13 protein-coding genes and 1 pseudogene are annotated in these 12,242 nt (G+C 72.1%); 8 read left to right on the top strand and 6 right to left on the bottom strand.

Translation table 11 applies throughout. The features are described from left to right. Nucleotides 1-40: 40 nt before the first annotated feature. On the bottom strand, nt 41-502 hold the full coding sequence (locus ACWD1Z_RS05575) for a MarR family winged helix-turn-helix transcriptional regulator (protein WP_451115787.1): 462 nt from the start codon (nt 500-502) through the stop codon (nt 41-43). A 140-nt stretch (nt 503-642) separates the two neighbouring features. Between ACWD1Z_RS05575 and ACWD1Z_RS05570 the strand changes: the two genes are divergently transcribed. Genes ACWD1Z_RS05570 through ACWD1Z_RS05555 form a run of 4 tightly spaced genes read left to right on the top strand, consistent with a single transcriptional unit; the run spans nt 643 to nt 4,397 of the window. Continuing rightward, nucleotides 643-1,560: an SDR family NAD(P)-dependent oxidoreductase gene (locus ACWD1Z_RS05570; protein ID WP_451115786.1), complete on the top strand. Its 918-nt coding sequence runs from the start codon at nt 643-645 to the stop codon at nt 1,558-1,560. Next, nucleotides 1,560-2,435: an amidohydrolase family protein gene (locus ACWD1Z_RS05565; RefSeq protein WP_451115785.1), complete on the top strand. Its 876-nt coding sequence runs from the start codon at nt 1,560-1,562 to the stop codon at nt 2,433-2,435. Before ACWD1Z_RS05570 ends, ACWD1Z_RS05565 begins: the two co-directional genes overlap by 1 nt. Before the next feature lie 10 nt (nt 2,436-2,445). Beyond that, entirely contained in the window at nt 2,446-3,945 is a 1,500-nt protein-coding gene (gene menE, locus ACWD1Z_RS05560) for an o-succinylbenzoate--CoA ligase (protein ID WP_451115783.1), read from the top strand. Beyond that, the gene (locus ACWD1Z_RS05555) at nt 3,942-4,397 is read left to right on the top strand and encodes a MaoC family dehydratase (protein ID WP_451115782.1); all 456 of its coding nucleotides are present in this window, start codon (nt 3,942-3,944) and stop codon (nt 4,395-4,397) included. Before menE ends, ACWD1Z_RS05555 begins: the two co-directional genes overlap by 4 nt. On the opposite strand, the gene ACWD1Z_RS05550 is transcribed toward ACWD1Z_RS05555, so the two are convergent. Continuing rightward, nucleotides 4,388-5,218: a PaaX family transcriptional regulator gene (locus tag ACWD1Z_RS05550; protein ID WP_451115780.1), complete on the bottom strand. Its 831-nt coding sequence runs from the start codon at nt 5,216-5,218 to the stop codon at nt 4,388-4,390. The genes ACWD1Z_RS05555 and ACWD1Z_RS05550 overlap by 10 nt on opposite strands. A gap of 38 nt (nt 5,219-5,256) precedes the next feature. Then, a pseudogene (locus tag ACWD1Z_RS05545) lies at nt 5,257-5,808 on the bottom strand (beta-galactosidase domain 4-containing protein); the annotation flags it as partial. Between the two features lie 72 nt (nt 5,809-5,880). Between ACWD1Z_RS05545 and ACWD1Z_RS05540 the strand changes: the two are divergent. Together ACWD1Z_RS05540 and ACWD1Z_RS05535 are read left to right on the top strand one after the other, a co-directional pair. After that, nucleotides 5,881-7,221, top strand: coding sequence for a 6-phospho-beta-glucosidase (locus ACWD1Z_RS05540; RefSeq protein ID WP_451115778.1), 1,341 nt, complete (start codon nt 5,881-5,883; stop codon nt 7,219-7,221). Nucleotides 7,222-7,394: 173 nt separating this feature from the next. Next, a complete protein-coding gene (locus ACWD1Z_RS05535) occupies nt 7,395-8,276 on the top strand; it encodes a sulfotransferase family protein (RefSeq protein ID WP_451115777.1) in 882 nt (293 codons plus the stop codon). 28 nt (nt 8,277-8,304) lie between these two features. Here ACWD1Z_RS05535 and ACWD1Z_RS05530 read toward each other — a convergent pair whose 3' ends face one another. Continuing rightward, nucleotides 8,305-9,468, bottom strand: a complete 1,164-nt coding sequence (locus tag ACWD1Z_RS05530; protein ID WP_451115775.1) for an ATP-grasp domain-containing protein — start codon at nt 9,466-9,468, stop codon at nt 8,305-8,307. A gap of 302 nt (nt 9,469-9,770) precedes the next feature. Here ACWD1Z_RS05530 and ACWD1Z_RS05525 point away from each other — a divergent pair, with 302 nt between their 5' ends. Both ACWD1Z_RS05525 and ACWD1Z_RS05520 read left to right on the top strand, forming a co-directional pair. Next, complete coding sequence (locus ACWD1Z_RS05525) at nt 9,771-10,631, top strand: metallophosphoesterase family protein (RefSeq protein WP_451115773.1); 861 nt, start codon at nt 9,771-9,773, stop codon at nt 10,629-10,631. After that, nucleotides 10,628-11,305 carry a 4'-phosphopantetheinyl transferase family protein gene (locus ACWD1Z_RS05520; RefSeq protein ID WP_451115772.1) on the top strand — a complete coding sequence of 226 codons (678 nt, stop codon included), beginning with the start codon at nt 10,628-10,630 and terminating at the stop codon, nt 11,303-11,305. The genes ACWD1Z_RS05525 and ACWD1Z_RS05520 overlap by 4 nt, the downstream gene beginning before the upstream one ends. A gap of 6 nt (nt 11,306-11,311) precedes the next feature. On the opposite strand, the gene ACWD1Z_RS05515 is transcribed toward ACWD1Z_RS05520, so the two are convergent. Next, nucleotides 11,312-11,548, bottom strand: a complete 237-nt coding sequence (locus tag ACWD1Z_RS05515; protein WP_451115771.1) for a hypothetical protein — start codon at nt 11,546-11,548, stop codon at nt 11,312-11,314. A 157-nt stretch (nt 11,549-11,705) separates the two neighbouring features. Further along, nucleotides 11,706-12,236: a toxin-antitoxin system, toxin component gene (locus ACWD1Z_RS05510; protein ID WP_389419224.1), complete on the bottom strand. Its 531-nt coding sequence runs from the start codon at nt 12,234-12,236 to the stop codon at nt 11,706-11,708. Nucleotides 12,237-12,242: the final 6 nt, after the last annotated feature.

Here is a 12,242-nt window from a genome sequence, read left to right as displayed (position 1 = left end):
AGTCGTGCAGCCGTCAATCACTTGCACAACATTCTCGTCGTCAGGCCAGTCCGTCCTGGGCGATCCGCAGGAGCAGGGCGTGCAGCGTCTCGCGCTCGGCCGGCGCGAGCGGTTCGAGGAGTTCGTTGGTCACCCGCAGGCCCGCCTCGTCGGTGTCCCGCAGGAAGGCGCGGCCGGCTCCGGTCAGGACGACGATCCTGCTGCGGCGGTCGTCGGGGGAGGGGCGGCGCTCGGCGAAGCCCGCCTTCTCCAGGTCGTCGACCAGGCCCACGATCGCGCTCGGGTCGTAGCCGAGACGGGCGCTGAGCTCGCGCTGGAGGGCGCCCTCGCAGGTGGCGAGGAAGCGCAGCACCGCGTAGTGGCGCAGGCGCAGGCCGGACTCCTGGAGGCAGGAGTTGAACAACTGCCCGGAGCGCAGGCCCAGCCGGTAGAGCAGGTAGCCGGTGTCCGCGTGCAGGTCGCGCATCCATGGCTCGTTCGCGTCGATCGGGTCGGTCTTCATGGGGCCAGTCTTTCCCAGCCTGGCAGTCGGTGACAACTATTGACGTCACCAATTATTGCTCTTAGCTTCGATCTCGCTCACGCAGTCCAAGCTCTCGCTCACGCAGTCCCCGCTTTCGCACTCCTTGGAAGGACTCAGCTGTGCCCAGCATCGATCTCATCGGCAAGGCCGCCGTCGTCACCGGCAGCGGCCGGGGCCTCGGCCTCGCCTATGCGCACGCCCTGGCCGCCCACGGCGCCTCGGTGGTCGTCAACGACCTGGACGGGACCGTCGCCGAACAGGCCGCGAAGTCGATCCGCGAGGCCGGCGGCACGGCCGTCGCCGAAGCGGTGGCGGTCGGTACGGCCGAGGCCGCCGACCGCCTCGTCGACCGTGCGGTCGGCGAGTTCGGCCGCCTCGACGTGCTGGTCACCAACGCCGGCATCCTGCGCGACAAGGTGCTGTGGAAGATGACCGACGACGACTTCGACGCCGTCATCACGACCCACCTCAGGGGCACCTTCACCTGCGCCCGCGCCGCCGCCGTCCGGATGCGCGAGCAGGGTGAGGGCGGCACCCTGATCCTGGTCGGCTCCCCGGCCGGGCAGCGCGGCAACTTCGGGCAGACCAACTACGCGGCGGCCAAGGCGGGCATCGCCGCCATGGCCCGCACCTGGGCGATGGAGCTGGGCCGCGCGCACATCACCGTCAACGCGATCGTGCCGGTCGCCGCGACCGCCATGACCGAGACCGTCCCCGCCTTCGCGCCGTACATCGAGGCCCTGCGCAACGGCGAACCGCTCCCCGGCGTCCTCCGCAAGGGCGAGGGCTTCGGCACCCCCGAGGACTGCGCGGCCCTCGTCCCCTTCCTCGCCTCCGCGGCGGCCCGCTCGGTGACCGGCCAGTGCATCGGCATCGGCGGCGACAAGGTGGCCCTGTGGTCGCATCCGCGGGAGATCAGCACGGCCTACGCCGACGGCGGCTGGACCCCCGACTCCCTCGCCGACGCCTTCCCCGCCTCGGTCGGCGCCGAACTCCAGACGGTCGGCATCCCCGCGCCCCGGCTGCCGGAGGCGTGATGGACCTCCAGGCGCTGACCGCGATCGACGTCCACACCCACGCCGAGGTGTCGTCCACGGGCCACTCCTCGCTCGCGGACCATCTGCACGACGCCTCCTCCGCCTACTTCAAGGTGGCGGGCAACCGCAAACCGACCCTGGAGGAGACGGCGGCCCATTACCGCGAGCGGAACATGGCCGCCGTGATCTTCACGGTGGACGCCGAGTCCGCCACCGGCACCCCGCCCGTCCCCAACGAGGAGGTCGCGGAAGCCGCCGCCGCCAACCCCGACGTCCTCATCCCGTTCGCCTCCATCGACCCCTTCCGCGGCCGGGCGGGCGTGCGGCAGGCCCGCCGCCTGGTCGAGGAGTACGGCGTGAAGGGGTTCAAGTTCCACCCCAGCATCCAGGGGTTCTTCCCGAACGACCGCTCGGTGGCGTACGGCCTGTACGAGGTGATCGAGGAGACGGGCACGATCGCCCTGTTCCACACGGGCCAGACCGGCATCGGCGCGGGCGTGCCGGGCGGCGGCGGCATCCGCCTGAAGTACTCCAACCCCCTGCACGTCGACGACGTGGCGGCCGACTTCCCCCACCTGAAGATCATCCTGGCGCACCCGTCCTTCCCCTGGCAGGACGAGGCCCTCGCCGTCGCCGGCCACAAGCCCGGCGTGCACATCGACCTGTCGGGATGGTCGCCGAAGTACTTCCCGCCGCAGCTCGTGCGGTACGCCAACACCCTGCTGCAGGACAAGGTCCTCTTCGGCTCGGACTTCCCCGTCCTCACCCCCGACCGCTGGCTCGCGGACTTCGCGAAGCTGGAGATCAAGGACGAGGTCAGGCCGAAGATCCTCAAGGAGAACGCCGCCCGCCTGCTCGGGCTGAGCACACCGTAAGGGGTGCCGGATGCGCAACGAGGGAACGGGATCGTGGCCCGCACGCCGGGCCCGCAAGACCCCGCACCGCACTGCCCTGGTCCACGGCGACACCGCTGTCACCTACGCCACGCTGTACGACCGCACCACCCGCCTCGCCCAGGCCCTGCGCGCCCGGGGCCTGCGCCGCGGCGACCGGATCGCCTACCTCGGCCCCAACCACCCCTGCTTTTTGGAGACCCTGTTCGCCGCGGGCACGCTCGGCGCGGTCTTCGTCCCGCTCAACACCCGGCTCGCCGAGCCCGAGATCGCCTACCAGCTCGCCGACTCCGGAGCCAAGGCGCTGATCCACGGGAGCCCGTCGCCGAGCGTGCGGCGCACGGACATCCGGGTGTACGTCGAAGTGGGCACCGCATACGAGGAGTTGCTGGCCTCGGCCGACACCGCCCCCATCGACGAGCCGGTCGGCCCCGACGACACCTGCATGATCATGTACACCTCGGGGACGACCGGCCGCCCCAAGGGCGCCATGCTCAGCCACGGCAACCTCACCTGGAACGCGGTCAACGTCCTCGTCGACACCGACCTGCTCACCGACGAACGGGCCCTGGTCAGCGCCCCGTTGTTCCACACCGCGGGGCTGAACATGCTCACGCTCCCGGTGCTGCTCAAGGGCGGCACCAGCGTCCTGACCGGGGCCTTCGACCCGGATGCCACCTTCGACCTGGTCGAACGGCACCGGATCAGCTTCATGTTCGGGGTGCCCACCATGTTCGACCAGCTGGCCCGGCACCCGCGCTGGGCGGACGCCGACCTGTCCTCCCTGCGGATCCTCACCTGCGGCGGCTCCCCGGTGCCGACCCCGCTGATCACCGCCTACCAGGAGCGCGGGCTGACCTTCCTCCAGGGGTACGGCATGACCGAGACCTCGCCCGGCGCCCTCTTCCTCGACGCCGAACACGCGGTGAGCAAGGCGGGTTCGGCGGGGGTGCCGCACTTCTTCAGCGATGTGCGGGTGGTACGCCCGGACCTGACTCCGGCCGACGTCGGTGAGACGGGGGAGGTGGTCGTGCGCGGGCCGCACGTCATGTCCGGCTACTGGGGGCTGCCCGAGGAGACGGCCGCCTCCTTCGCGGACGGCTGGTTCCGCAGCGGGGACGCGGCCCGCACCGACGAGGACGGCTATGTCGTGATCGTCGACCGCATCAAGGACATGATCATCTCCGGCGGCGAGAACATCTACCCCGCCGAGATCGAGGACCTGCTCCTCGCCCACCCGGACATCGCCGAGTGCGCGGTCATCGGCGTGCCCGACGACACGTGGGGCGAGGTGCCGCGCGCGGTCGTCGTCCCCCGCGAGGGCGCCGCACCCGACCCCGGTGACCTCCTCGCGTCCCTGACCGGACACCTCGCCAAGTACAAGATCCCGAAGTCGCTGGTCCTCGCGGACCGGCTCCCGCGCACCGCCTCCGGAAAACTCCTCAAGTCCCGTCTGCGCAGTCGGTACGGCAACAGTGAAGGAACCCCATGAGCATCACCGTGAACGGCCTCGACGAACTCAGGAAGCTGGCCGGCGCCCACCTCGGCACCAGCGAGTGGATCGAGGTCACCCAGGGCCGCATCGACACCTTCGCCGACGCCACCGGCGACCACCAGTGGATCCACGTGGACCCCGAGCGGGCGAAGGAGGGCCCCTTCGGCGCCCCCATCGCCCACGGCTATCTCACCCTCTCCCTCTTCATCCCCCTGTTCACCGAACTCCTCGACGTCCGGGGCGTCACCACGAAGGTCAACTACGGCCTGGACAAGGTGCGTTTCCCCGCACCCGTGAAGGCGGGCGCACGCATCCGCCTGGCCGCCGTGCTCGCCGAGGCCGAGGAGGTGGCCGGCGGGGTGCAGATCGCCGTGGACGGCACGATCGAGATCGAGGGCGGCCCGAAGCCCGCGGCCGTGCTGCGGAGCCTGTCGCGGTTCTACGCCTGATCCCGGCGCACCGGCACCAGGTCGAGAAGCCGTGCCGCCGCGGCGTCCGCGAGCGGGGTCAGCCGCTCGTGCACCGAGCGGAACGTCTTCTCGGCCCGGTCCGCCGGCCAGTTCTCGGGCAGATGGCGGACCGGCAGCCGGGGGTCGCGGCGGATCAGCCGCAGCCACTCCGTCTGCGCCCGCAGCCGCAGCGTGAGGGCGTCGTCGGCGTCCGGGGCGTCCGTCTCCCACGGCAGCCAGCGGGTCACGAACGCCTCGTAGCGGGCGGCCAGTTCGGACAGTTCCCAGGTCTCCTCGATCATGGCGCCGATGTCCATGCCGGCGTCCGCGTGCGCCCGGAAGACCTTCACATGGGCCGACAGGCCGAGTTCGGCGACCAGGGCCGACACGTCGACCTCGCCCGGGGCGATCCACAGGCCGTTGAACAGCGGTCCGAAGCCGCTCCAGGTGAGCTGCGAGCGCAGGTCGTGACGCTGGCGCTGCCAGGACTCGGGGAGCGAGAAGCCGAGCAGCGTCCAGGTGCCGTCCCACTGCCGGTTCACCGCGCCGGCGTGCCAGATCCTGCGCTCGCCGTCGCGCAGGACGGCCGTCGAGCGGTCGGTGAGCCCGAAGTACATCCGCCGGCCCTCGCGCTGCCGGCGCAGCAGACCGCGGTTGACCATCCGGGTGAGCGTGGACCGCGTCGCCTGCTCGCCGATCCCGGCGCGGGCGAAGACCTCGATGACGCTGCCCGAGTACACGCAGACGTCCCGGCCGAGCACCTGCTCGCCCAGGAACGTCAGCATGAGGGACTGGGGCCGCAGCGACTCTTCCGTGGTCACGCGGCCCACGGTAACCCGAGGTACCGGGTGCCGGGCCCGACGGGCGCCGCCCCCAGTCGCAGCCGGGGCGCGCACACCTCGGTGCCGCGCGGGCCCCACGGTTCGTCGTCCTTCGTGGTCACCCGCAGGGTCACCCAGGCCCCGTCCCCGGGCAGCTCGAACGGCAGCGGCACCGCCGCCGTCTCGCCGGGCCGGAGATCGGGCAGCGCGGCCGGAGCGGTCAGGGTGCGGCCGTCGGCGAGGGTCAGCTCCCACTGTCCGGCCAGCCAGTCCAGGCCACGGAAGCACTGGTGGTTCCGCACCACCAGACCCTCGTGCCGGAAGGCCCGCAACAGCACCGGTGCCGCGATCTCCCGGTGCCCGTGCATCACCGGCCCGGGCGTGCGCTCGGGAAGGACGAACCCGTACGCGACGGAGCCGTCGTCGTCCAGCCCGGCGCCGGAGCGCCCGGCGGGTCTGCCGTCTGTCACGCGGAGGAGGATGCCGTGGCTCCAGGGCTCCCGGATGAAGCCGCCCTGAAGACCGGGCGTTGACCCGATGGCGGCCCAGTGGTCCGGTCCGGTCCGTTCCCCGAGGAGCGCCGACGCGACGCGCGGGGGAGGCCGGGGAAGGACGCGTAATGTCTGTGCAGAGCTGGCAGAGCGACGACAGCAGGTGCAGACGTGAAGCTGACGATTCTGGGCGGCGGCGGATTCCGGGTGCCGCTCGTGTACGGGGCGCTGCTCGGGGACCGGGGCGCCGGGCGGGTGACGCGGGTCGTGCTGCACGACCTGGATCCGCGACGGCTCTCCGCCATCACCCGGGTACTGGCCGAACAGGCCGCCCAGGTGTCCGACGCGCCCGAGGTCACCGCTACCACCGACCTGGACGAGGCGCTGCGCGGCGCCGACTTCGTCTTCTCCGCGATCCGCGTCGGCGGTCTGGAGGGCCGGGCGAACGACGAGCGGGTGGCCCTCGCCGAGGGTGTGCTCGGACAGGAGACGGTGGGCGCCGGTGGCATCGCATACGGCCTGCGGACCGTGCCGGTGGCCGTCGACATCGCCCGGCGGGTGGCCCGGCTCGCGCCCGACGCCTGGGTCATCAACTTCACCAACCCCGCGGGCCTGGTCACCGAGGCCATGTCCCGCCACCTCGGCGACCGCGTCATCGGCATCTGCGACTCCCCGGTCGGCCTCGGCCGCCGTATCGCCCGGGTGCTCGGCGTGCGCGACCCGGCCGAGGCGTGGATCGACTACGTCGGCCTCAACCACCTCGGCTGGGTCCGCGGTCTGCGCGTCGGCGGCCGGGACGAACTCCCGCGCCTGCTCGCCGACCCCGCCCTGCTCGGCTCCTTCGAGGAGGGCAAGCTCTTCGGACCCGACTGGCTGCGGTCCCTCGGCGCGATCCCCAACGAATACCTGCACTACTACTACTTCAACCGCGAGGCCGTGCGCTCCTACCAGCGGGCCGAGCAGACCCGCGGCGCCTTCCTCCGCGACCAGCAGGCCCGGTTCTACGACGAGATGACCGACCCGGACGCCGCGGCGCTGGCCGCCTGGGACCGCACCCGCGCCGAGCGCGAGGCCACGTACATGGCGGAGAACCGGGAGAGCGCGGGCGCCGGCGAGCGTGCCGCCGACGACCTGTCCGGCGGCTACGAGAAGGTCGCCCTCGCGCTGATGCGGGCCATCGCCCGGGACGAGCGCACCACCCTCATCCTGAACGTCCGCAACCAGCACACGCTGTCCGTCCTCGACCGCGACGCCGTCATCGAGGTCCCCTGCCTGGTCGACGCCAACGGCGCCCATCCCGTCGCCGTCGACCCGCTGCCCGGCCACGCCACCGGGCTGGTCTGCTCGGTCAAGGCGGTGGAGCGGGAAGTGCTGGCCGCCGCCGAGTCCGGCTCCCGGGCGACGGCCGTCAAGGCCTTCGCCCTGCACCCGCTGGTCGACTCGGTGAACATCGCCCGCGATCTGGTCGAGGGCTACACCTCGGTCCACCCCGGCCTGGCCTACCTCCGGTGAGCGCTCGTGCCGCGTCGGGCACCGAACTCCCATGAAGATTTAAGGAAGCGGTAAACCACCAGGTCACCCCCGGAATCGGGGCCTCCGCGGCCCTGGCGCTTTGCCTTCCGGACACCTGGAGTTCGCCTTCTGCCTCTGGGATGCGGAGGCAGACGCAAGAGAAAGGTGTGACGGTGCGAGACTCGCGCAAAGCCGTGATCGGCAAGGGGCTCAGGCGTCGGGGCAGGCTGATGATCCAGGCGGTGAGCCCGCCACGCCGCACCCTCGACGCCATTCCCGCACCCCGGGCCGAGGCACAGCCCGAGCAGCCGCCCTACGAGGCCCCGCGCGCCCCGCGCCTGGTGGACTCCCCGGTGTTCGTGCTGTCCTCGGTGCGCTCGGGCTCGACCCTGCTGCGGGTGCTGCTGAACAGCCACAGCCGGATCCGCGCCCCGCACGAGATGCATCTGCGCACCGTCCACGTCCAGTTGACCCGCAGCTTCACCGCGGACGCCATGAAGGCGCTGGAACTGGACAAGACCGAGCTGGAACACCTGCTCTGGGACCGGGTGATGCACCTCGAACTCACCCGCAGCGGCAAGGACGTCATCGTCGACAAGACGCCGCCGAACACCCTCATCTGGCCCCGGCTGCACCGATGCTGGCCGAACGCCCGCTACATCCTGCTGCTGCGGCACCCGGGCGCGATCATCGCCTCCCTGACCGAGCGCCGCAAGGATCCCGACCACGCGGAGATCCTGGCGGAGGTGCTGAACTACTCCGAGAAACTGGAGGAGGCGCGCCGGACGCTGGACGCCCATGTGGTGACGTACGAGGAGCTCACCGCGGAGCCGGAGCAGGCCACCCGGGCCCTCTGCGCGTACCTGGGCGTCGAGTGGGAGAGCGGCATGCTCGACTACGGCAGCAAGGACCACGGCAGGTTCCGGCCGCAGCTCGGCGACTGGAGCAGCACCATCAAGTCCGGCCGCATCCAGCCCGCCCGCACGGCCGACCCGACGACCGAACTGCCGCCGCGTCTGCGGGAGATCGCGAGGGCATGGGGGTACGAGGTCTAGGGCCAACCCGGTCCCGGCCGGCGGACTGCTACAGCGGCAGGGCCTGACTCGCCCTCTCCGCAGCGGAGTTGACGGAGGAGCTGACGGAGGAGTTCAGGGGGGAGTTCACGGGGGAGGGGAGAGCGGGCAGGGCCTGCTGGGGCTCCTCCACACGCGGCTGGGGCAGCGGGGCGCCCCGCAGGGGCCGGAGCCCGGAGACGACCGTGTAGTCCTGCCCGAGGAACGGCGGCGCCACCTCCCCCGGGTCCTCCCCGAGCGCCAGCTGAACAGCCGCCCACGGCGCGTTGATCCCGCACAGCGACAGCTGGTGCAGGCCGCCCGCGGGGCGCGTGTTGACGTCCATCAGCACGGGCCGGTCGCCGAACATCCGGAACTGGATGTTGGACAGGTAGTGCAGCCCGAACCCCTCGGCGATCGCCCGGGCCGGCTCCAGCCACTGCTCGTGGAGCGTGAACCCGCGCCGGCGGCCGTTCTTCGTGCGGCCCACCGCCATCCGGATCCGGTTGTCGGGGCCGGTGAGGCAGTCCACCGACACCTCCGGCTGCTCCAGGCGCGGCATGACCAGCCAGTCGACCTCCTCCTCGGCCTGCGCGAGGGCGTCCACCACGAGATCCAGCGGCACGTACGGGCTCGGGAAGCCGTTGAGCTGCGCCATCGAGAAGGGAGCGCGGGTGATCACGCGGAAGCCCACCCCGCCCGCCCCGGACGCCGGCTTGAAGCACGCCTTGTGCCCGGCGGCCTCCAGCTCCTCGACCGCGGCGACCAGCTCCTCGGCGCCGCGCACCCGCCACCACGGCGGCACCGGCACCCCGATCGCCTGGACCGCCTCGTACGCGATCACCTTGTCGTGGAAGACGGCCACCGCCTCCGGCGGCGGCGCCAGCAGGGCCGTACCGACCGCCGCGAACTCCGCGCGGTGCGCGACCACCGCCGACTGGTGCAGCCGGGGCACGAACACGTCGATGCCGCGGCGCTGGCACTGATCGAGGGCGTACTCGACGTACCCGGCCGGGGACAGGCCCTCCGGCTCCAGCTCGGCGGTGTCGGCGGCGGCCAGCACGGGGGAGTCGGCGTCGCCGTGCGTGGCATGGATCTCGACGGCCCGGTCGCCGGGATTTCGGCGCAGCTGATCCATGAAGAACACGTTCTCCGCGTACGTGCGGTTGAGCCAGACGCGTACGCGAGAGACCATGCAGGCCGCCTTTCAGGGTGTGCGGGCACGGCGAAGCAGGCCGTGCCCGGCCAAGGAGTTTGGAGGTACACCAAACCGCCCCCTGCGAAGGGATGTGCATGGCGGTGGTGTTGAGGCGATCATACGGCCCCGCGAAGGCCCCGCGTGCAACATGCGTGTTACGGATTGCCCGATCATGGCCGGGCGGATCATGGGACACCGTGGTCGCGCCCCTGCGCGCCCGCCGCAGGCGGGAACCCGCCTTGTACCGGACCCGTGAATGTGTTCTCGTGGTGCTTTCCACGTGCGGAGGGGGACGAGAGGTGGCGTCGACGGTCGGCGGTGCCGGACAGCTGCTGGCCATCAGCGACCTGCACATCGGCTACGAGGAGAACCGCGCCCTGGTCGAGAAGATGCGCCCGGAGAGCGACGACGACTGGCTGGTGGTCGCCGGTGACGTCGCGGAGACCGTGGCCGACATCCGATGGGCGCTGCACACGCTCTCCGGCCGTTTCAGCAAGGTCATCTGGGCCCCCGGCAACCACGAGCTGTGGACCCATCCCCGGGACCCCGTCACCCTGCGCGGCGTCGCCCGCTACGACTACCTGGTCGCCCTGTGCCGCGAGCTCGGCGTGATCACTCCCGAGGACCCGTACCTCGTCTGGGAGGGCACCGGCGGCCCCGTGGCCGTCGCCCCGCTGTTCCTGCTGTACGACTACTCCTTCCTGCCGGCCGGCTGCGCCACCAAGGAACAGGGGCTCCGGTACGCGCAGGGCACCGGCATCGTCTGCAACGACGAGTATCTGCTGCACCCCGACCCCTACCCCTCCCGCGAGGCCTGGTGCCGGGCCCGGGTCGCCGAGACCGCACGCCGGCTCGCCGCGCTCCCCGGCGATCTGCCCACGGTCCTGATCAACCACTACCCGCTCGACCGGCACCCCATGGAGATCCTCTGGCATCCCGAATTCGCCATGTGGTGCGGCACCGAGCTGACCGCGGACTGGCACCGCAGGTTCCGGGTGGAGACCATGGTCTACGGCCATCTGCACATCCCGCGGACCACCTGGCACGACGGCGTCCGGTTCGAGGAGGTGTCGGTGGGCTACCCGCGCGAGTGGCGCAAGCGCCCGGAACCGCCGGGACGGCTGCGCCGCATACTGCCCAGGGAGGTCGGGGCCCCGTGATCGAGGAGCTGCTGCCGGACGCGGTGGTGACCGTGGAGGCGTACGGCGAGGAGGACGCCGAGGCCGCCCTGTACCCCGAGGAGGCGGCCGTCGTGGCGCGGGCGGTGGACAAGCGCCGCCGGGAGTTCGCCGCCGTACGCGTCTGCGCCCGCCGGGCCATGGAGAAGCTCGGAGTGGCGCCGCAGCCGCTCGTGCCCGGCGACCGGGGCGCCCCGCGCTGGCCCGAGGGGCTGGCCGGCAGCATGACCCACTGCGACGGCTACTGCGCCGCCGCCCTGGTCCGCGCCGGGGACCTGGCCTCCCTCGGCATCGACGCCGAGCCCAACGCGCCGCTCCCGGACGGGGTGTTGGCCGCCGTGTCGCTGCCCGGCGAGGCCCAGCGGGTGCTCAGGCTCTCCCGCGAACGGCCCGAGATCCGCTGGGACCGGCTGCTGTTCAGCGCCAAGGAGTCCGTCTACAAGGCGTGGTTCCCCCTCACCGGCAAGTGGCTGGAGTTCACCGAGGCCGACATCGACCTCCGCGCCGACGCGGACGGACGGCCCGGCGGCGGCTTCAGCGCCACGCTCCTCGTCCCGGGCCCCCTGGTCGGCTCCCGGCGCGTGGGCGTCTTCGAGGGCCGCTGGACCGTCGAGCACGGCCTGGTCGCCACGGCCGTCACGGTGCCGCACGGCTGAGCCGCCTCACGGCTCCCGGCACCAGCTCTGCAGGAGCCGGAAGAACTCCTCCTCGTTGCCGGTCAGGCCGGCGTCCGCCAGGGCGCGCTCCGCCTCCGCGAGCACACCGGGCGGCACCACGGGTGGCCGGGGATCGCCGGGCGGTCCTCCGGCGGCGTCGAAGGCGGCCCGCACGGTGTGCAGCAGCCGCAGATACGCCTGCACGGCGATGCGTTCGCGGTCCGTCAGTACGGCGGTGGGCATCGGTCGGCTCTCCCCAAGTCGGCGTCGTCTGTCCCGCCCCGCGGATGAGGGCGCACCACCAGCTTGCCGTCCACCACTGACAATCGGGCCGGGGCCACTCGCCGGTTCGCCCACTCAGCGGTGCTGAAAGCCGCCCCCGGCCTGCTGTGAAGGGCCTTCAGCCCTGTGGGCCCCGGTACCCGAGCGACGCCTCGATACGGCCCGCCAGCCGGTCCTGGCGCACCGGTCCCCGCAGCGTCGAACCCGCCAGCCAGGTACGGCACTTGCTGGCGAGCAGCAGCCCGAAGCTCTCCGCCTCCTGCTCGTCGGTCAGATCGAAGCGGCTGCGCGCCGCCACCTGCCGTACCGTCGCCTCCAGCTGGGCGTCGTCCTGGAGCAGCCGGGCCGCCACCGCCGCGCCGTCGATGTGGTGGCCGCTGTGCCCCGCCTTCATGTGCCACAACTCGTGACCGAGGATCACCAACTGATGGTCGGGGGCGGTGCGTTCCTCGATCACCACGAGGTCCTGGTCGGCCATGTCGAGCCACAGCCCGCTCGCGGTACCGGCCGGGAAGGCGGCCGTGCGGAAGCGGACCGGGCGGCCACGGCGTCTGGCCATCGCCGCGCACAGCGCGCCGTACAGGTCCGCCGGGTGGGCCGGTGCGGGGAGCTCCAGCTCGCCGACCAGTTCGCCGCACAGGCGGTGCATGTCCCT

The organism is Streptomyces sp. NPDC002784 (genome assembly GCF_053592135.1).
This window is presented reverse-complemented; position numbering and strand designations above follow the sequence as displayed.